The 22,866-nt window shown below is 60.4% G+C and carries 22 protein-coding genes; 17 read left to right on the forward strand and 5 right to left on the reverse strand.

Translation table 11 applies throughout. From position 1 onward, the window contains the following. Window positions 1-76 precede the first annotated feature (76 nt). Complete coding sequence (gene gltA / locus AC3WK8_RS30405; RefSeq protein WP_022643101.1) at window positions 77-1,366, reverse strand: citrate synthase; 1,290 nt, start codon at window positions 1,364-1,366, stop codon at window positions 77-79. A 363-nt stretch (window positions 1,367-1,729) separates the two neighbouring features. On the opposite strand from gltA, the gene sdhC reads away from it, so the two are divergent. From sdhC to brnQ, 10 genes are all read left to right on the forward strand, one after another. Continuing rightward, on the forward strand, window positions 1,730-2,104 hold the full coding sequence (sdhC, locus tag AC3WK8_RS30410; RefSeq protein WP_011060048.1) for a succinate dehydrogenase, cytochrome b556 subunit: 375 nt from the start codon (window positions 1,730-1,732) through the stop codon (window positions 2,102-2,104). Next, entirely contained in the window at window positions 2,098-2,466 is a 369-nt protein-coding gene (gene sdhD / locus AC3WK8_RS30415; protein ID WP_022643102.1) for a succinate dehydrogenase, hydrophobic membrane anchor protein, read from the forward strand. Before sdhC ends, sdhD begins: the two co-directional genes overlap by 7 nt. Window positions 2,467-2,469: 3 nt before the next feature. Next, window positions 2,470-4,242, forward strand: coding sequence for a succinate dehydrogenase flavoprotein subunit (sdhA, locus tag AC3WK8_RS30420; protein ID WP_022643103.1), 1,773 nt, complete (start codon window positions 2,470-2,472; stop codon window positions 4,240-4,242). A gap of 11 nt (window positions 4,243-4,253) precedes the next feature. Beyond that, window positions 4,254-4,958 (forward strand): succinate dehydrogenase iron-sulfur subunit, encoded by a 705-nt coding sequence (locus AC3WK8_RS30425; RefSeq protein ID WP_022643104.1) that lies wholly within the window; start codon window positions 4,254-4,256, stop codon window positions 4,956-4,958. Window positions 4,959-5,220: 262 nt separating this feature from the next. Continuing rightward, window positions 5,221-8,052, forward strand: a complete 2,832-nt coding sequence (locus tag AC3WK8_RS30430) for a 2-oxoglutarate dehydrogenase E1 component (protein WP_085597246.1) — start codon at window positions 5,221-5,223, stop codon at window positions 8,050-8,052. Window positions 8,053-8,094: 42 nt separating this feature from the next. After that, a complete protein-coding gene (gene odhB, locus AC3WK8_RS30435; protein ID WP_085597245.1) occupies window positions 8,095-9,318 on the forward strand; it encodes a 2-oxoglutarate dehydrogenase complex dihydrolipoyllysine-residue succinyltransferase in 1,224 nt (407 codons plus the stop codon). Window positions 9,319-9,417: 99 nt separating this feature from the next. Beyond that, entirely contained in the window at window positions 9,418-10,854 is a 1,437-nt protein-coding gene (lpdA, locus tag AC3WK8_RS30440) for a dihydrolipoyl dehydrogenase (protein WP_085597244.1), read from the forward strand. Window positions 10,855-11,083: 229 nt separating this feature from the next. Continuing rightward, entirely contained in the window at window positions 11,084-12,250 is a 1,167-nt protein-coding gene (gene sucC / locus AC3WK8_RS30445; protein WP_022643107.1) for an ADP-forming succinate--CoA ligase subunit beta, read from the forward strand. Next, window positions 12,250-13,131 carry a succinate--CoA ligase subunit alpha gene (gene sucD, locus AC3WK8_RS30450; RefSeq protein WP_022643108.1) on the forward strand — a complete coding sequence of 294 codons (882 nt, stop codon included), beginning with the start codon at window positions 12,250-12,252 and terminating at the stop codon, window positions 13,129-13,131. Before sucC ends, sucD begins: the two co-directional genes overlap by 1 nt. A 353-nt stretch (window positions 13,132-13,484) precedes the next feature. Further along, window positions 13,485-14,798 (forward strand): branched-chain amino acid transport system II carrier protein, encoded by a 1,314-nt coding sequence (gene brnQ, locus AC3WK8_RS30455; protein ID WP_031321214.1) that lies wholly within the window; start codon window positions 13,485-13,487, stop codon window positions 14,796-14,798. Window positions 14,799-14,810: 12 nt separating this feature from the next. On the opposite strand, the gene AC3WK8_RS30460 is transcribed toward brnQ, so the two are convergent. Next, entirely contained in the window at window positions 14,811-14,975 is a 165-nt protein-coding gene (locus AC3WK8_RS30460; protein ID WP_158091424.1) for a hypothetical protein, read from the reverse strand. Between AC3WK8_RS30460 and AC3WK8_RS30465 the strand changes: the two genes are divergently transcribed. Together AC3WK8_RS30465 and AC3WK8_RS30470 are read left to right on the forward strand one after the other, a co-directional pair. Then, window positions 14,965-15,702 carry a DUF599 domain-containing protein gene (locus tag AC3WK8_RS30465; RefSeq protein WP_085597243.1) on the forward strand — a complete coding sequence of 246 codons (738 nt, stop codon included), beginning with the start codon at window positions 14,965-14,967 and terminating at the stop codon, window positions 15,700-15,702. The two genes, AC3WK8_RS30460 and AC3WK8_RS30465, sit on opposite strands and share 11 nt — an antisense overlap. Then, on the forward strand, window positions 15,702-16,103 hold the full coding sequence (locus AC3WK8_RS30470; protein ID WP_103326775.1) for an MAPEG family protein: 402 nt from the start codon (window positions 15,702-15,704) through the stop codon (window positions 16,101-16,103). The genes AC3WK8_RS30465 and AC3WK8_RS30470 overlap by 1 nt, the downstream gene beginning before the upstream one ends. 66 nt (window positions 16,104-16,169) lie before the next feature. On the opposite strand, the gene AC3WK8_RS30475 is transcribed toward AC3WK8_RS30470, so the two are convergent. Continuing rightward, on the reverse strand, window positions 16,170-16,421 hold the full coding sequence (locus tag AC3WK8_RS30475; protein ID WP_011060058.1) for a hypothetical protein: 252 nt from the start codon (window positions 16,419-16,421) through the stop codon (window positions 16,170-16,172). A gap of 155 nt (window positions 16,422-16,576) precedes the next feature. On the opposite strand from AC3WK8_RS30475, the gene AC3WK8_RS30480 reads away from it, so the two are divergent. The 4 genes from AC3WK8_RS30480 to AC3WK8_RS30495 all read left to right on the forward strand — a co-directional run bounded on the left by AC3WK8_RS30480 (window position 16,577) and on the right by AC3WK8_RS30495 (window position 20,291). After that, entirely contained in the window at window positions 16,577-17,044 is a 468-nt protein-coding gene (locus tag AC3WK8_RS30480; RefSeq protein WP_103326777.1) for a PaaI family thioesterase, read from the forward strand. Then, window positions 17,041-17,493, forward strand: a complete 453-nt coding sequence (locus AC3WK8_RS30485; protein WP_085597240.1) for a PaaI family thioesterase — start codon at window positions 17,041-17,043, stop codon at window positions 17,491-17,493. Before AC3WK8_RS30480 ends, AC3WK8_RS30485 begins: the two co-directional genes overlap by 4 nt. A 90-nt stretch (window positions 17,494-17,583) precedes the next feature. Next, window positions 17,584-19,488: a molecular chaperone HtpG gene (htpG, locus tag AC3WK8_RS30490; protein WP_103326798.1), complete on the forward strand. Its 1,905-nt coding sequence runs from the start codon at window positions 17,584-17,586 to the stop codon at window positions 19,486-19,488. Between the two features lie 74 nt (window positions 19,489-19,562). After that, window positions 19,563-20,291, forward strand: a complete 729-nt coding sequence (locus AC3WK8_RS30495; RefSeq protein ID WP_085597239.1) for a dienelactone hydrolase family protein — start codon at window positions 19,563-19,565, stop codon at window positions 20,289-20,291. A 55-nt stretch (window positions 20,292-20,346) separates the two neighbouring features. Here the strand turns inward: AC3WK8_RS30495 and AC3WK8_RS30500 are convergent, their stop codons facing one another. Next, entirely contained in the window at window positions 20,347-21,219 is an 873-nt protein-coding gene (locus AC3WK8_RS30500) for a pirin family protein (RefSeq protein ID WP_103326779.1), read from the reverse strand. Window positions 21,220-21,280: 61 nt separating this feature from the next. Beyond that, the gene (locus AC3WK8_RS30505) at window positions 21,281-21,697 is read right to left on the reverse strand and encodes an OsmC family protein (protein WP_053135001.1); all 417 of its coding nucleotides are present in this window, start codon (window positions 21,695-21,697) and stop codon (window positions 21,281-21,283) included. A gap of 190 nt (window positions 21,698-21,887) precedes the next feature. On the opposite strand from AC3WK8_RS30505, the gene AC3WK8_RS30510 reads away from it, so the two are divergent. Further along, complete coding sequence (locus AC3WK8_RS30510) at window positions 21,888-22,856, forward strand: amidohydrolase family protein (protein WP_085066057.1); 969 nt, start codon at window positions 21,888-21,890, stop codon at window positions 22,854-22,856. Window positions 22,857-22,866: the final 10 nt, after the last annotated feature.

A 22,866-nucleotide genomic window follows, 5' to 3' on the forward strand; every position in this document is an offset into this window, starting at 1 on the left:
GGGGAGAGGGGAAAGAATACGGCCCCTGTTCAGGGGCCGTATGCGGTGTAGCTAAGACGGGAGCGCAAGGCCGGTCTTACTTGCGGTCTTCCAGCTTGGTGATGTCGCGCGACTCGTAGCCGGTATACAGCTGGCGAGGACGGCCGATCTTGTAAGGGCTGGAGAGCATTTCCTTCCAGTGGGAGATCCAGCCGACGGTACGCGCCAGGGCGAAGATCACGGTGAACATGCTGGTTGGAATGCCGATCGCCTTGAGGATGATCCCCGAGTAGAAGTCGACGTTCGGGTACAGCGAGCGCTCGATGAAGTACGGGTCGGTCAGGGCGATCTCTTCCAGGCGCATGGCCAGTTCGAGTTGTGGATCGTTGTTGATGCCCAGTTCCTTGAGGACCTCGTCGCAGGTCTGCTTCATGACGGTGGCGCGTGGGTCGCGGTTCTTGTAGACGCGGTGACCGAAGCCCATGAGCTTGAACGGATCGTTCTTGTCCTTGGCCTTGGCGATGAACTTGTCGATGTTCGACACGTCGCCGATTTCATCGAGCATGGTCAGCACGGCTTCGTTCGCACCGCCGTGGGCAGGACCCCAGAGGGCCGCGATACCGGCAGCGATACAGGCGAACGGGTTGGCGCCCGAGGAACCCGCCAGGCGCACGGTGGAAGTGGAGGCGTTCTGCTCGTGGTCGGCATGGAGGATGAAGATCCGGTCCATCGCCTTGGCCAGCACCGGGCTGATCGGTTTGATCTCGCACGGGGTGTTGAACATCATGTGCAGGAAGTTCTCCGCGTACGACAGGTCGTTGCGCGGATACATCATCGGCTGGCCCATGGAGTACTTGTAGACCATCGCTGCCAGGGTCGGCATCTTGGCGACCAGGCGCACGGCGGAGATCTCGCGGTGCTGCGGGTTATTGATGTCCAGGGAGTCGTGGTAGAACGCCGAGAGGGCGCCGACTACGCCGCACATGACGGCCATCGGGTGGGCGTCGCGACGGAAGCCGTTGAAGAAGCTCTTCAGTTGCTCGTGAACCATGGTGTGGTTCTTCACGGTGCTGACGAACTGGGCTTTCTGCTCGGCATTGGGTAGTTCGCCGTTAAGTAGCAGGTAGCAGGTTTCCAGGTAGTCCGATTTCTCGGCCAACTGTTCGATCGGGTAGCCGCGGTGCAGCAGGATACCCTGGTCGCCGTCGATATAGGTGATCTTCGACTCGCAGGAGGCGGTCGACATGAAACCGGGGTCGAAAGTGAAGCGGCCCGTGGCCGTCAGGCCCCTAACATCGATTACGTCGGGACCAACGGTGCCGGTTAAAATGGGCAGCTCGACGGGGGCTGCGCCCTCGATGATCAACTGCGCTTTTTTGTCAGCCATGTGGCCTCCTATTTATGCTTGAAATCATCAGACAGACCCCCCACGCAGGGCCCGCACCACTATAGTGGGATAAATCTGAATGTCAATTTGCCTAAAGTCTTGTCCCAGAAGGCTTTGAGAGGGATTTTTTAGCGAAATTCACTGCCATTTACGCCTTTTATAAAGCTAACGCAATCAGCTATTAGGGGAAGGCGTTTGCGTTGTCATTAGTAGCCTAACTGTCTATACTCGGCCACCGACCGCCATGGGCTTCTGGGCCTGTTTTGATGGGGGTCGCACTCCCTGGGTGGTGGTTACCTGACCAGTGCACTCCCCAACAACTTTGCCCTGATTGTTAGGGGCTCTTCAGTGTGAAAAAAAGCCGTGAATAGCCAACGACCTGTAAACCTAGACCTAAGGACCATCAAACTCCCCATTACCGGCGTTACGTCGTTTCTCCACCGTGTTTCCGGCATCATCCTCTTCCTGGGCATCGGCATCATGCTGTACGCATTGAGCAAGTCCCTGGGCTCCGAGGAAGGTTATGCCGAGGTGAAGGCGTGCTTGACCAGTCCGCTGGCCAAATTCGTTGCATGGGGCCTCCTGTCCGCCTTGCTGTATCACTTGGTGGCCGGTGTACGCCATCTGATTATGGACATGGGCATCGGTGAGACGCTGGAAGGCGGCAAGCTGGGCTCGAAAATCGTTATCGCCGTATCCGTGGTGGTAATCGTTCTGGCGGGAGTTTGGATATGGTAACCAGCGTTACGAACCTGTCGCGTTCGGGCCTTTATGACTGGATGGCGCAGCGTGTCTCTGCGGTCGTTCTCGCGGCTTATTTCATTTTTCTGATCGGGTACCTCGTAGCGAATCCGGGCATTGACTACACCCAGTGGCATGGCCTGTTCGCAAACAACTGGATGCGTATCTTCAGTCTGCTGGCCCTGGTGGCCCTTGGCGCTCACGCCTGGGTCGGCATGTGGACCATCTCGACCGACTACCTGACGCATATGGCGCTGGGCAAGTCGGCGACAGCGGTACGTTTCCTTTTCCAGGCAGTATGCGGCGTCGCAATGTTCGCTTACTTCGTCTGGGGTGTGCAGATTCTCTGGGGTATCTGATTCATGGCTAACATTCCAACCATTTCTTTCGACGCCATCATCATTGGCGGCGGTGGCGCCGGCATGCGTGCCGCACTGCAGCTGGCCCAGGGCGGTCACAAGACTGCTGTAGTCACCAAGGTCTTCCCGACCCGCTCGCACACTGTATCCGCCCAGGGTGGCATCACCTGCGCCATCGCTTCGGCCGACCCGAACGATGACTGGCGCTGGCACATGTACGATACCGTCAAGGGTTCCGACTACATCGGTGACCAGGACGCTATCGAATACATGTGTCAGGAAGGCCCGGCCGCGGTCTTCGAGCTGGATCACATGGGGCTGCCGTTCTCCCGTACCGAAACTGGTCGTATCTACCAGCGTCCGTTCGGCGGCCAGTCCAAGGACTTCGGTAAAGGTGGCCAGGCCGCCCGTACCTGTGCCGCTTCCGACCGTACCGGTCACGCACTGCTGCACACCCTGTATCAGGGCAACCTGAAGGCCGGCACTACTTTCCTCAACGAGTACTACGCAGTTGACCTGGTGAAGAACCAGGATGGCGCGTTCGTTGGCGTGATCGCGATCTGCATCGAAACCGGCGAAACCCTGTACATCAAGTCCAAGGCCACCGTTCTGGCCACTGGCGGTGCGGGTCGTATCTACGCCTCGACCACCAATGCTCTGATCAACACCGGCGACGGCGTGGGCATGGCCCTGCGTGCCGGCGTTCCGGTGCAGGACATCGAGATGTGGCAGTTCCACCCGACCGGTATCGCCGGCGCTGGTGTTCTGGTTACCGAGGGTTGCCGCGGCGAAGGTGGCTACCTGATCAACAAGCACGGCGAGCGCTTCATGGAGCGTTATGCTCCGAATGCCAAGGACCTGGCTGGCCGCGACGTAGTGGCACGCTCCATGGTCAAGGAAATCATCGCTGGCAACGGTTGTGGTCCTAACGGCGACCACGTGATGCTCAAGCTGGACCACCTGGGCGAGGAAGTGCTGCACAGCCGCCTGCCTGGTATCTGCGAGCTGTCCAAGACCTTCGCCCACGTCGACCCTGTAGTCGCTCCGGTTCCGGTCGTGCCTACCTGCCACTACATGATGGGCGGCGTTGCCACCAATATCCATGGCCAGGCCATCACCCAGAACGCCGCTGGCGAAGACACCATCATCCCTGGCCTGTTCGCAGTGGGTGAAGTGGCTTGCGTATCGGTACACGGTGCCAACCGCCTGGGCGGCAACTCGCTGCTGGACCTGGTGGTATTCGGTCGTGCGGCTGGCCTGCACCTGGAAAAAGCGCTGACCGACGGTATCGAATACCGCGACGCCAGCGATACCGATGTGGACGTTGCCCTGAGCCGCCTGGCCAAGCTCAACGAGCGCACTACCGGCGAAGACGTCGCCAGCCTGCGTCGCGAACTGCAGAGCTGCATGCAGAACTACTTCGGTGTATTCCGTACCGGCGAGTACATGCAGAAGGGTATCGCCCAGCTGGCCGACCTGCGTGAGCGCATCGCCAACGTCAAGATCAACGACAAATCCATGGCGTTCAATACTGCCCGTATCGAAGCTCTGGAACTGCAAAACCTGCTGGAAGTGGCTGAAGCCACCGCCATCGCCGCTGAAGTGCGTAAAGAGTCCCGCGGAGCTCACGCTCGTGAAGACTACGAAGATCGCGACGATGAAAACTGGCTGTGCCACACCCTGTACTTCCCGGGTGAGAAGCGCGTTGCCAAGCGTGGTGTTAACTTCTCGCCGAAAACCGTACCGGCTTTCGAGCCTAAAGTCCGGACTTACTAAGGGTGGCAGTCATGTTGCAAGTCGAAGTTTATCGTTACAACCCTGACACCGACTCTGCCCCGAAAACCCAGGTTTTCCAGGTCGATACCGGTGGCAAGGACCTGATGGTGCTGGACGTGCTGGCGCTGATCAAGGAGCAGGACGAGGGTTTCTCCTACCGTCGCTCCTGCCGTGAAGGCGTTTGCGGTTCCGACGGCATGAACATCAACGGCAAGAACGGCCTGGCGTGCATCACGCCGCTGTCCGCCGTGGTCAAGAAGAACAAGCTGGTCATCCGTCCTCTGCCAGGCCTGCCGGTTATCCGTGACCTGGTCGTCGATATGAGCATCTTCTACAAGCAATACGAGAAGGTGAAGCCATTCCTGCAGAACGATACTCCGGCTCCGGCTATCGAGCGTCTGCAGTCGCCGGAAGAACGTGAGAAGCTCGACGGTCTGTACGAGTGCATCCTGTGCGCCTGCTGCTCGACCTCTTGCCCATCCTTCTGGTGGAACCCGGACAAGTTCCTGGGTCCAGCCGCTCTGCTGCAAGCCTATCGCTTCCTGGCAGACAGCCGCGATACCAAGACTTCCGAGCGCCTGGCTTCGCTGGATGACCCGTTCAGCGTATTCCGCTGCCGTGGCATCATGAACTGCGTCAACGTTTGTCCGAAAGGCCTGAACCCGACTAAGGCCATCGGTCACATTCGTAACATGCTGCTGCAGAGCGGCGTGTGATTCAGCTGTTGTACCCGTAGGACCGCTGTACCGTAAAAGCCGAGGCGCGGGCTTCAACCCGCGTCCTGGCTCTAACCTGAGCAGCAGCTCACGAAGTGGCTGCTCTATATTTTGAAGAAATGAGACAAGCAGGGGCATCCGGGCTGGTGCCCGGACTATCAGCGTGATCCTAAGTGGCTTGTTTTGGTCGCTGCATTCGGACTTCTGCAAGCTTGCTCGGTGTCGTCGCCGGTGGTGTTCCCCTAACCGAGGGTGACCAAGCATGCAAGAAAGCGTGATGCAGCGCATGTGGAACAGCGCCTACCTATCCGGTAGCAACGCTGCATATGTGGAAGAGCTCTACGAGCTCTACCTGCACGACCCTAACGCTGTGCCAGAAGAGTGGCGCACTTACTTTGATAAGTTGCCTGCCGACGGCAACACTGCCATCGATGTTTCGCACTCGACGATCCGCGATCATTTCGTCTTGCTGGCAAAGAACCAGCGCCGCGCCCAACCGGTTTCCGCCGGGAGCGTGAGCAGTGAGCACGAGAAGAAGCAAGTTGAAGTGCTGCGATTGATCCAGGCCTATCGGATGCGTGGCCACCAGGCATCCCAGCTGGACCCGCTGGGACTGTGGCAGCGTCCTGCACCTGCAGACCTGTCGATCAATCATTACGGCTTGACCAATGCCGATCTTGATACGACCTTCCGTGCCGGCGACCTGTTCATCGGCAAAGAGGAAGCGAGCCTACGCGAAATTCACGAAGCGTTGCAGCAGACATATTGCCGCACCATCGGCGCTGAATTTACGCACATCACCGATTCCGAGCAGCGCCACTGGTTCCAGCAACGTCTGGAAAGCGTACGTGGTCGCCCAGCCTATTCGGCTGACATCAAGAGCCACCTGCTCGAGCGCGTAACCGCGGCGGAAGGCCTGGAGAAGTACCTGGGCACCAAATACCCGGGCACCAAGCGCTTCGGCCTGGAAGGCGGCGAAAGCCTGATCCCGATGCTCGACGAGCTGATCCAGCGCTCCGGCTCCTACGGCACCAAGGAAGTCGTGATCGGCATGGCCCACCGTGGCCGCCTGAACGTGCTGGTCAACACCTTCGGCAAGAACCCGCGCGAGCTGTTCGACGAGTTCGAAGGCAAGAAGAAGGTCGAGTTGGGTTCCGGTGACGTGAAGTATCACCAGGGCTTCTCCTCCAACGTGATGACTTCCGGTGGCGAAGTGCACCTGGCCATGGCCTTCAACCCATCCCACCTGGAAATCGTTTCCCCGGTGGTCGAGGGTTCGGTACGTGCCCGCCAGGACCGCCGCAACGATTCGAGCGGCGACAAGGTCCTGCCGATCTCCATCCACGGTGACGCGGCATTCGCCGGTCAGGGCGTGGTCCTGGAAACTTTCCAGATGTCGCAGACCCGCGGTTTCAAGACCGGCGGTACCGTGCATATCGTGGTCAACAACCAGGTTGGTTTCACCATCAGCAACCCGCTGGACTCGCGTTCCACCGAGTACGCCACCGACGTTGCGAAGATGATCCAGGCGCCGATCCTCCATGTGAATGGCGATGATCCGGAAGCCGTGCTGTTTGTCACCCAGCTGGCCATCGACTACCGCATGCAGTTCAAGCGTGACGTGGTCATCGACCTGGTCTGCTACCGCCGCCGTGGCCATAACGAGGCCGACGAGCCAAGCGGCACACAGCCGCTGATGTACCAGCAGATCACCAAGCAGCGCACCACTCGCGAGCTGTACGCCGAGCGCCTGACCCAGGGCGGCGTGCTCGACGCCGAACGCGTCCAGGCCAAGGTCGACGAGTATCGCAATGCGCTGGACAACGGCTTGCATGTGGTCAAGAGCCTGGTCAAGGAGCCGAACAAGGAATTGTTCGTCGACTGGCGTCCATACCTGGGCCACACCTGGACCGCACGTCATGACACTCGCTTCGACCTGAAGACCCTGCAGGAACTGTCCGCCAAGCTGCTGGAAGTGCCTGATAGCTTCGTGGTCCAGCGTCAGGTCTCGAAGATCTACGAAGATCGCCAGAAGATGCAAGCCGGTGGCCTGCCGATCAACTGGGGTTACGCCGAGACCATGGCCTACGCCACCCTGTTGTTCGAAGGCCACCCGATCCGCATGACCGGCCAGGACATCGGCCGCGGTACGTTCTCGCACCGCCACGCGGTCCTGCACAACCAGAAAGATGCCAGCACCTACGTGCCGCTCAAGCATCTGTTTGAAGGCCAGCCGCGTTTCGACCTGTACGACTCGTTCCTGTCGGAAGAGGCCGTGCTGGCATTCGAATACGGCTACTCGACCACCACGCCGAATGCGCTGGTGATCTGGGAAGCCCAGTTCGGTGACTTCGCCAACGGTGCCCAGGTGGTGATCGACCAGTTCATCACCAGTGGCGAGCACAAGTGGGGTCGCCTGTGCGGCCTGACCATGCTGCTGCCGCATGGCTATGAAGGGCAAGGTCCAGAGCACTCCTCGGCACGCCTCGAGCGTTACCTGCAGTTGTGCGCCGAGCACAACATCCAGGTGTGCATGCCGACCACGCCGGCACAGATCTACCATTTGCTGCGCCGTCAGGTAATCCGTCCGCTGCGCAAGCCGCTGGTGGTCCTGACTCCGAAGTCGCTGCTGCGCCACAAGCTGGCCATCTCGACCCTGGAAGATCTGGCTGAAGGTTCGTTCCAGACCGTTATCCCGGAAATCGATGCTCTGGATCCGAAGAAGGTCGAGCGCGTGGTTCTGTGCAGCGGCAAGGTCTACTACGACCTGCTGGAAAAACGCCGTGCCGAAGGCCGCGAAGATATCGCCATCGTGCGTATCGAGCAGCTGTACCCATTCCCTGAGGACGACTTGAAAGAAGTCCTGGCTCCTTACACCAATGCCAAAGCGGCCGTCTGGTGCCAGGAAGAGCCGATGAACCAGGGCGCCTGGTACTGCAGCCAGCACCACCTGCGTCGCAGCATCAGCAACCTCAACAAGTCTCTCGTACTCGAGTACGCGGGCCGTGAGGCTTCTGCTGCTCCAGCATGTGGTTACGCATCGATGCACGCCGAGCAGCAGGAAAAACTGCTGCAAGACGCGTTTACCGTTTAACGCCTTCGCGCACCTGAAACCGAATTTAAGGAACCACAGATAATGGCTATCGAGATCAAAGCCCCCACTTTCCCGGAATCGGTTGCCGATGGCACCGTTGCCACCTGGCACAAGCAACCGGGCGACGCCGTCAAGCGTGACGAGCTGATCGTCGACATCGAGACCGACAAAGTCGTACTGGAAGTGCTGGCTACCGCCGACGGCGTGCTGGGCGCTATCGTCAAGAACGAAGGCGACACCGTTCTGTCCGACGAAGTCCTGGGCTCCATCGTCGAGGGTGGTGCTGCTGCCGCAGCTCCAGCCGCCGCAGCTGCTCCGGCCGCCGCTGCCGCAGCCCCGGCTGCTGCCGAAGGCGAAGACGATCCAATCGCCGCACCAGCTGCACGCAAGCTGGCTGAAGAAAACGGCATCAACATCGCTTCCGTTGCCGGCACCGGCAAGGGCGGTCGTGTGACCAAGGAAGACGTAGTGGCTGCCATCGCCGCCAAGAAAGCCGCTCCGGCTGCCGCGCCTGCCAAGGCTCCGGCTCCGGCCGCTGCTGCTCCGGTCTTCGCTGCCGGCGATCGCGTCGAGAAGCGCGTGCCTATGACCCGCCTGCGTGCCAAGGTTGCCGAGCGTCTGGTCGAAGCCCAGTCGAACATGGCGATGCTGACCACCTTCAACGAAGTCGACATGACCGAAGTCATGGCCCTGCGTTCGAAGTACAAGGACCTGTTCGAGAAGACCCATAACGGCGTGCGCCTGGGCTTCATGTCCTTCTTCGTGAAGGCTGCCACCGAAGCCCTGAAACGCTTCCCGGCGGTCAACGCGTCGATCGACGGTGCGGACATCGTCTACCACGGCTACTCGGACATCGGCGTCGCCGTTTCCAGCGATCGTGGCCTGGTGGTACCGGTGCTGCGCAACGCCGAGCTGATGAGCCTGGCAGAGATCGAGAACGGCATCGCCACCTTCGGCAAGAAGGCTCGCGACGGCAAGCTGTCGATGGAAGAGATGACTGGCGGTACTTTCACCATCACCAACGGTGGTACCTTCGGTTCGATGATGTCGACCCCGATCGTCAACCCGCCGCAAGCGGCCATCCTGGGCATGCACAACATCATCCAGCGTCCTATGGCGATCAACGGCCAAGTGGTCATTCGTCCGATGATGTACCTGGCACTGTCCTACGATCACCGCCTGATCGACGGTAAAGAAGCCGTGTCGTTCCTGGTGACCATCAAGAACCTGCTGGAAGATCCGGCGCGTCTGCTCCTGGACATCTAAAAAGCAGTTGCAGGCTGCAAGCGCCAAGCCACTAGCCCCTGGGCGGTGGTTTGGAACTTGTGGCTGCAGCTTCTAGCTTGCCGTTAAAAGGAACCTTTTATGACTCAGAAATTCGACGTGGTAGTGATTGGTGCGGGCCCAGGCGGTTATGTTGCCGCCATCAAGGCCGCACAGCTTGGTCTGACGACTGCCTGCATCGAGAAGTACACCGACAAGGAGGGCAAGCTGGCCCTCGGCGGTACTTGCCTGAACGTCGGTTGCATTCCTTCCAAGGCTCTGCTGGACAGTTCCTGGAAATTCCACGAAGCCCAGGACGGTTTTGCCATCCACGGTATCAGCCACTCCGGCGTGAGCATGGATGTACCGGCCATGGTCGGTCGCAAGGCCAACATCGTCAAAGGCCTGACCAGCGGTGTCGCCACCCTGTTCAAGGCCAACGGCGTCACTTCGATCCAGGGCCACGGCAAGCTGCTGGCCGGCAAGAAAGTCGAAGTCACCAAGCCTGACGGTTCGGTCGAAGTGATCGAAGCCGAAAACGTGATCCTGGCTCCAGGTTCGCGTCCGATCGACATTCCGCCGGCTCCGGTCGACCAGAACGTGATCGTGGACTCTACCGGCGCCCTGGAATTCCAGGCAGTGCCCAAGCGTCTGGGCGTGATCGGCGCTGGCGTCATCGGTCTGGAGCTGGGTTCGGTCTGGTCGCGCCTGGGTGCGCAGGTGACCGTCCTGGAAGCCCTGGACACCTTCTTGATGGCCGCTGATACCGCGGTTTCCAAGGAAGCGCTGAAGACCCTGACCAAGCAAGGCCTGGACATCAAACTGGGTGCTCGCGTGACCGGCTCCAAGGTCAATGGCGAAGAAGTCGTGGTGACCTACACCGACGCCAATGGTGAGCAGAACATCACCTTCGACAAGCTGATCGTTGCCGTTGGTCGTCGTCCGGTGACCACTGATCTGCTGGCTGCCGACTGCGGCGTGACCCTGGACGAGCGCGGTTTCGTGCACGTTGACGATCACTGCGCCACCACCGTACCGGGCGTGTACGCCATCGGTGACGTGGTTCGCGGCATGATGCTGGCGCACAAGGCCTCTGAAGAGGGCATCATGGTTGCTGAGCGCATCAAGGGCCACAAGGCTCAGATGAACTACGACCTGATCCCGTCGGTTATCTATACTCACCCGGAAATCGCGTGGGTCGGTAAAACCGAGCAGGCCTTGAAAGCTGAAGGCGTAGAAGTTAACGTCGGCACCTTCCCGTTTGCCGCCAGCGGCCGTGCCATGGCAGCCAACGACACCGGCGGTTTCGTCAAGGTCATCGCCGATGCCAAGACTGATCGCGTATTGGGCGTCCACGTGATTGGCCCAAGCGCTGCGGAACTGGTTCAACAAGGTGCGATCGGCATGGAATTCGGCACCAGCGCCGAAGACCTGGGCATGATGGTTTTCTCCCATCCGACCCTGTCCGAAGCCCTGCACGAAGCAGCCCTGGCTGTGAATGGCACTGCCATCCACATCGCCAACCGCAAGAAACGCTAAGCAATAATAAGAAACCACGGCGGTTGGCCCGTCGTGAGCCTTGTGCGCAAGACTCACCGCGGAATATCCGCTGGACTCGACCTCTCAGGGTAGCGCCACACACTGGACCGGGGCCCAGGCTCCGGAACCCAGGTGTGGCGCTGGTTTGAGAGTAGCGGTCACAGGTGGTGCGGCACTCATCTGGAGTGCAGCGCCGAATGCGCAGTACCTAACGAAGACGGTAAAAAGCATGAATCTTCACGAGTATCAGGGTAAGCAGCTGTTCGCTGAATACGGCCTGCCAGTATCCAAAGGCTACGCGGTAGACACCCCGGAAGAAGCAGCAGAAGCTTGCGACAAGATTGGCGGCTCCGAGTGGGTTGTCAAAGCCCAGGTTCACGCCGGTGGTCGCGGTAAAGCGGGCGGCGTCAAGCTGGTTCGCAACAAGGAAGACGCCAAGGCATTCGCACAGCAGTGGCTGGGCAAGCGTCTGGTGACCTATCAGACTGACGCCAATGGCCAGCCTGTCACCAAGATCCTGGTTGAATCGTGCACTGATATCGCTAAAGAGCTGTACCTGGGCGCTGTCGTTGACCGTTCCAGCCGTCGCATCGTGTTCATGGCTTCCACCGAAGGTGGCGTGGACATCGAGAAGATCGCTCACGACACTCCAGAAAAAATTCTCAAGGCCACTATCGATCCACTGGTTGGCGCTCAGCCATTCCAGGGTCGCGAGCTGGCATTCCAACTGGGTCTGGAAGGCAAGCAAGTTGCCCAGTTCGCCAAGATCTTCGTAGGTCTGGCCAAGCTGTTCCAGGATCACGATCTGGCCCTGCTGGAAGTGAACCCACTGGTAATCAAGGCCGACGGCGATCTGCACTGCCTGGACGCGAAGATCAACATCGACGCCAACGCCATGTACCGCCAGCCTAAGCTGAAGACCTTCCACGATCCGTCCCAGGACGATCCGCGTGAAGCTCACGCTGCCAAGTTCGAACTGAACTACGTAGCCCTGGACGGCAACATCGGTTGCATGGTCAACGGTGCTGGCCTGGCCATGGGTACCATGGACATCGTCAACCTGCACGGCGGCAAGCCAGCCAACTTCCTCGACGTAGGTGGTGGTGCTACCAAAGAGCGCGTGACCGAAGCCTTCAAGATCATCCTGTCCGACGCCAACGTCGCTGCAGTACTGGTCAACATCTTCGGCGGCATCGTTCGCTGCGACATGATTGCCGAAGGCATCATCGGCGCCGTGAAAGAAGTCGGCGTGAAAATCCCGGTTGTTGTTCGCCTCGAAGGCAACAACGCTGAACTGGGCGCTAAAGTACTGGCAGAAAGCGGTCTGAACATCATCGCTGCTACCAGCCTGACCGACGCTGCTCAACAAGTTGTCAAAGCTGCGGAGGGCAAATAATGAGCGTCCTGATCAATAAAGACACCAAGGTTATCTGCCAAGGTATCACCGGTTCGCAGGGTAGCTTCCACACTCAGCAAGCCATCGAATACGGCACCCAGATGGTGGGTGGCGTAACTCCAGGCAAAGGCGGCACCGAGCACCTGGGCCTGCCAGTGTTCAACACCGTCAAAGACGCTGTAGCTGCCACTGGCGCCACCGCCAGCGTGATCTACGTTCCAGCTCCTTTCTGCAAGGACTCGATCCTGGAAGCGGCTTTCGGCGGCATCAAGCTGATCGTCTGCATCACCGAAGGCATTCCTACCCTGGACATGCTGGACGCTAAAGTTAAGTGCGACGAGCTGGGCGTGACCCTGATCGGCCCTAACTGCCCAGGCGTGATCACTCCGGGCGAATGCAAGATCGGCATCATGCCAGGTCACATTCACTTGCCAGGCAAAGTCGGTATCGTTTCCCGTTCCGGCACCCTGACCTATGAAGCCGTCAAGCAGACCACTGACGCCGGTTTCGGCCAGTCCACCTGCGTCGGCATCGGTGGTGACCCGATCCCAGGCTCCAACTTCATCGACATCCTGAAGCTGTTCCAGGAAGACCCGAAGACCGAGGCGATCGTGATGATCGGCGAGATCGGCGGTTCGGCTGAAGAAGAAGCAGCTGCCTACATCAAGGCCAATGTGACCAAGCCGGTTGTTTCCTACATCGCTGGTGTGACTGCTCCTCCGGGCAAGCGCATGGGCCACGCAGGTGCAATCATCTCCGGCGGCAAAGGTACTGCGGACGAGAAGTTCGCTGCCCTGCAAGACGCTGGCGTGAAAACCGTGCGTTCGCTGGCAGACATCGGCAAGGCCCTGGCCGAGCTGACTGGCTGGACTGTCAAGTAAGCTCCCACGCTTAGCTTGCAATGTTGCTGACAAAGGCCACCTTCGGGTGGCCTTTGTCCTTTCTGCGAGCCGCAAGCAGCCCAGGGCCAGGGCTGGAGCGAGAAGGGGATTAATACCCGCGGAAATATAGTTTCAAAAAAGCGACATTTGACATGTCGCATATAAGAAAATTCGCACCGTGGCGGTGCGTTCGTCTTACAGATTCGTTACGCTAGCCGCCTCTTTGATGTGTCTGCTACCCACAAGGCTGCGGCACGCTAAACGGGTCAGTCTTATACGGATTGACAGCATTTCCCTCACCCCAAAGGGAAATCCCTCTCTAAATTCCGATTCAGTAGTGTGGTATTTCCTTAATGAAAGTGTTGAAAGGCCAGGACATCCTGGCGCTCGGATTCATGACCTTTGCCCTCTTCGTCGGGGCAGGCAACATCATCTTCCCGCCTATCGTCGGCTTGCAGTCCGGACCCCATGTCTGGATGGCGGCGCTGGGCTTTCTGATCACCGCGGTCGGCCTGCCAGTGATCACCGTGGTGGCCCTGGCCAAGGTCGGTGGCGCCATGGACTCCCTGAGCAGCCCCATCGGCAAGGTTGCCGGCGGCCTGTTGGCTGCAGTGAGCTACCTGGCAGTGGGCCCGCTGTTCGCCACACCGCGCACGGCCACCGTATCCTTTGAAGTAGGCTTGGCCCCGCTGACTGGCGAAAGCCCGCTGGCGTTGGCGCTCTACAGCACCGCCTACTTCCTGCTGGTGTTCTTCATCTCCCTGTACCCTGGCCGCCTGCTGGATACCGTCGGGCGTTTCCTGGCCCCGCTGAAGATCATCGCCCTGGCGGTCCTGGGCATCGCAGCCTTCGCCCTGCCGGCTGGTGACATCGGCCAGGCCACTCCGGAATACGTGGCGGCGCCGTTCTCCCAAGGCTTCATCAATGGCTACCTGACCATGGATACCCTGGGCGCGCTGGTGTTCGGCATCGTCATCGTCAACGCCATCCGTTCTCGCGGGGTGGAGTCGCCGCAGTTGATCACCCGTTACGCGGTGATCGCCGGCCTGGTCGCCGGTGTCGGCCTGGCGCTGGTCTACGTCAGCCTGTTCCGCCTGGGCTCCGGTAGCCATGAAGTGGCTGTCGGTGCGACCAACGGCGCGGCAGTGCTGCATGCCTACGTGCAGCACACCTTCGGCTCCCTGGGCAGTGGTTTCCTCGCGGTACTGATCTCCCTGGCTTGCCTGGTGACCGCCGTAGGCCTGACCTGCGCCTGTGCCGAGTATTTCAGCCGGGTCTTGCCGCTGTCCTACAAGACCCTAGTAGTGATCCTCGCGGGCTTCTCGCTGGTGGTGTCGAACCTGGGCCTGACCAAGTTGATCGCGTTCTCGATCCCGGTACTGACCGCCATCTATCCACCATGCATCGTCCTGGTGGCCCTGAGCTTCTGCAAGGACTTCTGGCAGGATCAGCGCCGCATCGTCGGCCCGGTGATGCTGGTATCGTTCATCTTCGGCCTGATCGATGCGATCAAGGGCACCGCGTTTGCCGGTCTCATCCCCAGCCAGCTGTCCCACCTACCGCTCAGCGAGCAGGGCCTGGCCTGGCTGGTGCCTTCGGTGATCGTCCTGGCCCTGGCCGTGGTCTGCGATCGCCTGTTGGGCAAGCCCAGCGAAGCCCTGGCCTGATTTGACCGGTGTTCACCGGCCGTCACGAGCGGTCGGCCAGCGCTGTTGAAAATGCCCCGTATCCATCGATACGGGGCATTTTTTATGGGCCTTGCGCGGTGTCTTTTTCTCTGGCGAGGCGTCGAAACATTGCTCCCAGCTTTCGCCAATGCCCACAGGAATTTGCATGTCGTTCATCCAAGCCAACCAGATCCACCTATTGGCCGCCCTCTGGTTCATCGTTTGCTGGGGCGGCTACACCCGCTACGCCACCTGGAAAGGCCGCGACACACCTTGCCTGGCCAGCGTCCTGCACCTGTATCGCGAAGACTGGATGCGCCGCATGCTGTTGCGGGACAACCGCATCGCCGATGCCAGTGTGATCGGTAACCTGGAGCGCAATGCTTCGTTCTTCGCCTCCAGTACCCTGATCATCCTGGCCGGCATCATCACTGTGCTGGGAGCATCGGAGCGCGCGGTCTCGCTGCTGGCCGACATCCCCATGGTCCAGCAGGCATCCCAGGGCATGTCGGAAATCAAGTTGCTGTGCCTGGCGCTGGTGTTCGTCTATGCCTTCTTCACCTTCAGCTGGTGCATGCGCCAATACAACTTCGCCGCGGTGCTGGTGGGGTCGGCGCCGATGATCGGTGAGCGGCATGTCTCCGAGCAGGAGCGCAAGGCCTTTGCCGCCCGCGCCGCGCGGGTGATTTCCATGGCGGCCAACCAGTTCAACTTTGGCCTGCGCTCGTATTACTTCGGCATGAGCATGCTGGCCTGGTTCGTCAGTCCCTGGTTGTTCATGTTGATGAGCAGTGGGGTAGTGCTGGTGCTCTATCGTCGCGAGTTCCATTCCGACGTTCTGGACGTCATGGTCTATACCCCTACAGAGGCGCCATTGCCCGAGGTGAACAAGGAGAACAACTGATGACCATTACGTTCTGGTGCGTGTTTATCAGTGCGTTGTTGATCTTCATTGCGCGGATGCCAGTGGTCAAGGCCATGAAGGAGCAGGGCGGCTACGACAACCATCTGCCGCGCCTGCAACAGGCCCGGTTGAGCGGGCGTGGGGCCCGGGCCCTGGCGGCGCACCAGAACAGTTTCGAAGCGTTCATCCTGTTCGCCGTGGGCGTGTTGATGGCACACACCACGCAGACCCAGGGTTGGTTGATCGATACCCTGGCGATCGTCTTCGTGGTTGCCCGTGTGCTTTACCTGGGGTGTTATCTGGCCGACCTGGCGTGGCAACGGAGCCTGGCCTGGGGAGTTGGCCTGTCGTGTTCTTTGTTATTGATGCTTAGTCCAACTTTTCGTTGGTTGTTGGCATAGAAGTTACGCCGAAAAAAATAAAGCCCGCACTTGGCGGGCTTTATTCTGTACTGCGCTAAAACCGACTTAGTTGGTTTTAGGTGCTGCTTCCTTGGCGCTTTCTTCAGCAGCGGCCTTGTTGGATTCAGCCTGATCTTTGGCAGCTTCGGCGTTTTCCTTGGCTGCGTCGTTCACCTTATCCTGAGCTTCGTTCATTTTCTGTTGGGCTTGCTCAGCATGTTGGTTGGCATCTTGAGCTTTGTCCTCGGATTTCTTGTCGCAGGCAGCCAGACCGAGGGAAGCGGTCAGCATCAGGGCAATAGCTAAAGTCTTACGCATGGGGTGTTTCTCCTGAGTGAAGATATCTACTGGCCTTTCGATCATGGCCTTGTGACTTAAGTTCCTTGGCTGCGCAGATATATTAAAGATTGATGTCACGGAACTTTTTTACTTTATCGAGCGCACATTCCAGACAATAACTAGAGGCATTCGCCATGGCGCAAGATCTGATCTTCGAACGAGCACAGCGCTTTATTTCCGCGCTGCGCCACTGCCAGGTGCTGGGTATCGGCGTCCATAGCGCCTCCCCGGAGGGGCTGACCCTGACCTTGCCCTATAGCCCGCAAATCGTGGGCGACCCCCAGAGCGGGGTCATCCATGGCGGGGCCCTGACCACGCTGATGGACACCGCCTGCGGTCTGGCCACCCTCTGTGTACTGCCGGAGTTCGAGGTGTGCCCGACCCTGGACCTACGCATAGACTACATGCACCCGGCGCAACCGCATCAGGCCGTGCACGGGTTTGCCCAGTGTTACAGGGTCACCACCGATGTGATTTTTACCCGCGGTTTTGCCTACCAGGACGATCCCGAGCATCCGGTGGCCCATGTGGTAGGAACCTTCATGCGCATGGGCAAGGGGTCGCCTGGCGCTTCCGCTGCCAGCAAGGGAGAGCGGGCATGAGCGAGGATCTCAAAACCCTGCTGGAGCAGGCCCACCGCCAGGGCGAGTACGCAGCCTTGCTGCAGCGGATTCCCTACGCCGCGTTGATCGGTATCGAGTGTTCGCGCCTGGGCGACGAGTTGCTGTTTCGCCTGCCGGCCAACAAGGACAACATCGGCAATCCCTTGTTGCCGGCGCTGCATGGGGGGGTGATCGCCGGCTTCATGGAATTGGCGGCAGCCCTGCACTTGTTGGTCTTCACCGGTTCTCCCGAGGTGCCGAAGATCATCGACTTTTCCCTGGACTACCTGAGCGCCGGGCGTTTTCGCGACACCTTCGCTCGTTGCCAGGTATGCCGCCAGGGGCGGCGGGTGGCCAATGTCGCGATTACGGCGTGGCAGAGCACTGCCGACGAGCCGATCGCCACCGCTCGTGCACATTTCAAGATCCAGGATCGGACCGGCTCTTGAAATCTGCAGAGTGATCCCCACTTTCATGTCATCCCGCCGCTCACCGCTTCCGGAGTGCGGCCAATGCCATCTGATTGGAGTTTGATGACCATGAGTGTGGAAACTCAAAAGGAAACCCTGGGCTTCCAGACCGAGGTGAAGCAACTGCTGCACCTCATGATCCATTCGTTGTATTCCAACAAGGAAATCTTCCTGCGCGAGCTGATCTCGAACGCCTCCGACGCGGTCGACAAGTTGCGCTTCGAAGCCCTGTCCAAGCCCGAGTTGCTGGAAGGTGGCGCCGAGCTGAAAATCCGTGTGAGCTTCGACAAGGACGCCAAGACCGTCACTCTCGAAGACAACGGTATCGGCATGAGCCGTGAAGATGTGATCACCCACCTGGGGACCATCGCCAAGTCCGGCACCGCCGATTTCATGAAGAACCTCACCGGCGACCAGAAGAAGGATTCGCACCTGATCGGCCAGTTCGGCGTCGGGTTCTACTCCGCGTTCATCGTCGCCGACCAGGTCGAAGTGTTCAGCCGTCGTGCCGGCCTGGCCGCCAGCGAGGGCGTGCACTGGTCGTCCAAGGGTGAAGGCGAGTTCGAAGTCGCTACCATCGACAAGGCCGAGCGCGGCACCCGCATCGTCCTGCACCTGAAGTCCGGCGAAGACGAGTTCGCCGATGGCTGGCGCCTGCGCAACATCATCAAGAAGTACTCCGACCATATCGCCCTGCCGATCGAGCTGCCCAAGGAAGCTGCGGCTGCCGAAGGCGAAGAGCAGCCGTCGCTGGAGTGGGAAACCGTCAACCGTGCCAGCGCCCTGTGGACTCGTCCGCGTACCGAGATCAAGGACGAGGAATACCAGGAGTTCTACAAGCACATCGCACATGACTTCGAGAACCCGCTGAGCTGGAGCCACAACAAGGTCGAAGGCAAGCTGGAATACAGCTCGCTGCTGTACGTACCGGCCCGCGCGCCGTTCGATCTGTACCAGCGTGAAGCACCGAAGGGCCTCAAGCTCTACGTGCAGCGCGTGTTCGTCATGGACCAGGCCGAATCCTTCCTGCCGCTGTACCTGCGCTTCATCAAGGGCGTGGTGGACTCCAACGACCTGTCGCTGAACGTCTCCCGCGAGATCCTGCAGAAAGACCCGATCATCGATTCGATGAAGTCGGCGCTGACCAAGCGCGTGCTGGACATGCTGGAGAAGCTGGCCAAGAACGAGCCGGAGCAATACAAGGGCTTCTGGAAGAACTTCGGCCAGGTGATGAAGGAAGGCCCGGCCGAGGACTTCGCCAACAAGGAGAAGATCGCCGGCCTGCTGCGCTTCGCTTCCACCCAGGGCGAAGACGGCGAGCAGAACGTTTCCCTGGCCGAGTACCTGGCGCGTGCCAAGGAAGGCCAGGACAAGATCTACTTCCTCACCGGCGAATCCTACGCCCAGGTCAAGAACAGCCCGCACCTGGAAGTCTTCCGCAAGAAAGGCATCGAAGTGCTGCTGCTCACCGACCGGATCGACGAGTGGCTGATGAGCTACCTCAACGAGTTCGACGGCAAGAGCTTTGTCGACGTGGCGCGTGGTGACCTGGACCTGGGCAACCTGGACTCCGAAGAGGACAAGAAGGCCGCCGAGGAAGTCGCCAAGAGCAAGGAAGGCCTGGTGGAGCGGATCAAGACCGCCCTGGGCGAGAACGTCAGCGAAGTGCGGGTCTCCCACCGCCTGACCGATTCGCCGGCGATCCTGGCCATCGGTGAACAGGACCTGGGCCTGCAGATGCGCCAGATCCTCGAAGCCAGCGGGCAGAAGGTGCCGGACTCCAAGCCGATCTTCGAGTTCAACCCGAGCCATCCGTTGATCGAGAAGCTCGACGGCGAGCAGAGCGAAGAGCGTTTTGGCGACCTGTCGCACATCCTCTTCGACCAGGCTGCCCTGGCGGCCGGTGACAGCTTGAAAGACCCAGCGGCTTATGTCCGCCGGTTGAACAAGCTCCTGGTCGAGCTGTCGGTTTAATCAAGTAGCAAGAAAAACCCGCCCTAACGGCGGGTTTTTTCATTCTGGTGTCCCTTTGCTGGAGGAGCTGAGTCATGAGTCAAATCACCGTGCGTTCCGTGGTATATCAGATCGATGGTCAACCCTATGAGGGCCGCCTGGCCTTCGATGCCGCCCACAAGGGGCCCCGCCCGGGCTTGCTGATGGCGCCGAACTGGATGGGGGTTACCGATGGCGCGCAGAAGATCGCCGAAGCGGTAGCCGCCCAGGGTTATGTGGTGCTGGTCGCCGATCTCTATGGGCAGGCGCTGAGGCCTCGTGACTTCAACGAAGCCGGGGCGGCGATGACTCCGTTGAAGGATGACCGCGCGCTGCTGCGCAAGCGCATGCAGGCCTCGTTCGCGGCCTTGCAGGCCCAAGGGGAGGCGCCAGTCGACACTTCGAAGCTGGCGACCTTCGGTTTCTGCTTCGGTGGCTGCTGTGCCCTGGAGCTGGCTCGCAGCGGCGCACCGGTGAAGGCGGCAGTGTCTTTCCACGGCACCCTGGATACTCCCGAGCCCGCCGATGCACGCAATATCAAGGGCGCGGTGCTGGTACTGCATGGAGCGGCCGATCCGTTCGTGGCCAAGGAACAACTGCCGGCCTTCGAGGCGGAGATGGATGCCGCCGGGGTGGACTGGCAACTGGTGAGCTACGGTGGCGCGGTGCATTCCTTCACCGATACCCATGCCAATGTGCCGGGCAAGATGATGTACGACGCCAAGGTTTCCGGCCGGGCCTTCGCCACCATGCATCACCTGCTCGAGGAAGTGTTCCGGGGCTGACAACTGCTCCTGCGCTCGCCACGACCCATGCAGCGGCCGTGGCGGGCGAGAGGGCTCAGTGTTTGCCCGGTGGAAGCTCGATCCGCTCGCTTTCTCCAGGGACCTGCGGCCAGTCCCCGGCCGCCCAGCGCCGGCGGGCCTCGTCGATCAGGGCCGGATCGCTGGCGACGAAGTTCCAGTTGATCCGGCGTGGCCCGTCCAGGGGCGCGCCACCGATCAACACCGCATGGCAATCGCTTTCGGCGAACAGGGTCGCGGTTTCGCCTTCCGGCAGGATCACCAGCGTATTCAGCTCCACCGGCTGCCCATCCAGGTGGGCCTCGCCTGCCAGCACGTACAGTGCCCGTTCCTGATGCTCGGTAGGAATCAGCAGGCTGGTGGCGGTTTGCAGCTGCAGTTCGGCGTACAGCGTCGGGGACAGCACCGGCACTGGCGACTCCAGGCAGAAGCCATGGCCGGCGATCATGCGGATGCTCACGCCGAGGTTGTCGTTCACCGGCAGGCTGGCAGCGGGGTGATGACTGTAGTGCCCCGGCCCCTGTTCCTGGTCCCGGGGCGAAGCCAGCCATACCTGTAGCCCATGCATGCGCCGCTCCCGCTCCAGTTGCGCCGATGGCGTGCGCTCGACGTGGGCGATGGCGCTGCCGGCGGTCATCCAGCTGACGTCCCCGGCCTCGACGACCTGGTCTGAACCCAGGCTGTCCTTGTGCTGGATCTGCCCGCTGAACAGGTAGGTCAGGGTGGACAGGCCGATATGCGGATGTTGGCGGATGTTCATGCCCTTGCCCGCCGGATAGGTGGTTTCCAGCATGTGGTCGAAGAACACGAAAGGCCCGACGCTGCGACATTGCGCCGAGGGCAGGGGGCGGAGGATGGGCTGGCCTTCGACGTCCTCGGCACGGGGACGGATCACGAGGGGGGAATTCATGGCGGGCTCCAGGCTGCTCGGGTTATGCCCGGGAGCATAACCCGCTTGCCCAGGCCGCGCGCTACTGGCTGAAGGCGCCTTCGGAGAGGTGGGTCTCGATGCTCACTTCGCTGGTGGTCATCAGCTTGTGGATCGGGCAGCGATCGGCCACTCGATGCAGTTCTTCACGCTGGGCATCGGTGAGCACGCCCTTGAGGGTCAGCTTCACATGCAGGGCGTACTTGCCCTTGGTTTCCTCGCTGTTGTCATGCTTGATCTCCACCGTGACGCCGGTGAGCGGGATGTTCTTCTTCTGGGCATAGAGCTTGAGGGTCAGGGCCTTGCATGCCCCCAGCGCGGCGTCGAAGTAATCATGGGGCTCCGGAGCGGTGCCTTCGCCACCTGCCGACTTGGGCAGGTCGGTGAAGAAATGGTGGTCGTCCACCTGGATGCTGTGGCGGTAACCTTCGCTGGACTCGGTGTTGACGGTGATGGTCATGGCAAACCTCAGGCAGTGATTGATGGAATCAGGCATTAAAGGTGCTGAAGTTATAGAGCATCGCACGACTCGTGTGTTCCCCATTTTCTGAACCTGCGACCTGGCGCCACGGTCTATCCTGCTTCGATACTCGGGAGCCTGAGCGGTGCACTGGAGCCATTTTCACGCAAGCTGCCTGTCTTTGCTGCTGATGCTGCCCCTGGCGGCAGCACAGGCACGGGACTACATCTACAGCGATGCACACCTGCACTATGTCGATTTTTTCCAGGAAACCCAGGGCATGCAGGCCTTGCTCAAGGCCATGGCCGACAACCGGATCGAGCAGGCGATGATCTCCGGGATCCCGGTGGCCAAGAAATGGCACGAGGACGAACCCAAGCGTCCGCGCTACTACGCCGGGGACGATGCCGGTGCCTACTGGTACAGCGCCACCGATGTGCTGGTGGCCGCCGCGGTCAAGCAGCTACCGGTCGAGCAACGCCGGCGCCTGCATCCGTTCCTTTCGGGGTTCAATCCCAACGACAAGAATTCCGCGGCCCATATCCAGCGCATGCTCGATCTCGATCCGGGGTTGTGGCAGGGCATCGGCGAGGTCTTCACTCGCCATGACGACCTCACTGCGTTGATCGACGGCGATACGCCACGGGCCAACAACGAGGCCATGGCCAAGGTCTATCGCCTGGCAGCGAAGCATGATCTGCCTGTGATGCTGCATTCGAACATCACCTCCAAGCGCGAGCGCAATCCCCTGTACCTGGCAGAGATAGAGGAGCCCCTGGGCCAGCATCCGCAGACCCGGTTCATCTGGGCCCACGCGGGTACCAGCGCGGAAATCCATCGTCACCAGGAGCGCCTGGAGTTCCTGCTGCCGACCCTGGAGCGGTTGCTGGAGCGCTACCCGAACCTCTACATAGACCTGTCCTGGAGCCTGCTCACTCCCTATCTGCTGGACGAGCAGGGCACCCCGCGCCGGGAGTGGCTGCGCTTGGTGGAGCGCTATGCGGAGCGCTTCATGCTGGGCTCGGATGTGGTCGGGCGCTTCGACAAGCTGGGGCGGGAATTGCACGGCTTCGATGGGTTCCTCGATGCCCTGCCGGCCGAGGTGGCCCGCAAGGTGGCCCATGACAATTTCCTGGCCGTGCTCCCGGCTTCTCGCTGAGTCGCTGTCC

This window comes from Pseudomonas sp. FW507-12TSA, from assembly GCF_058781435.1.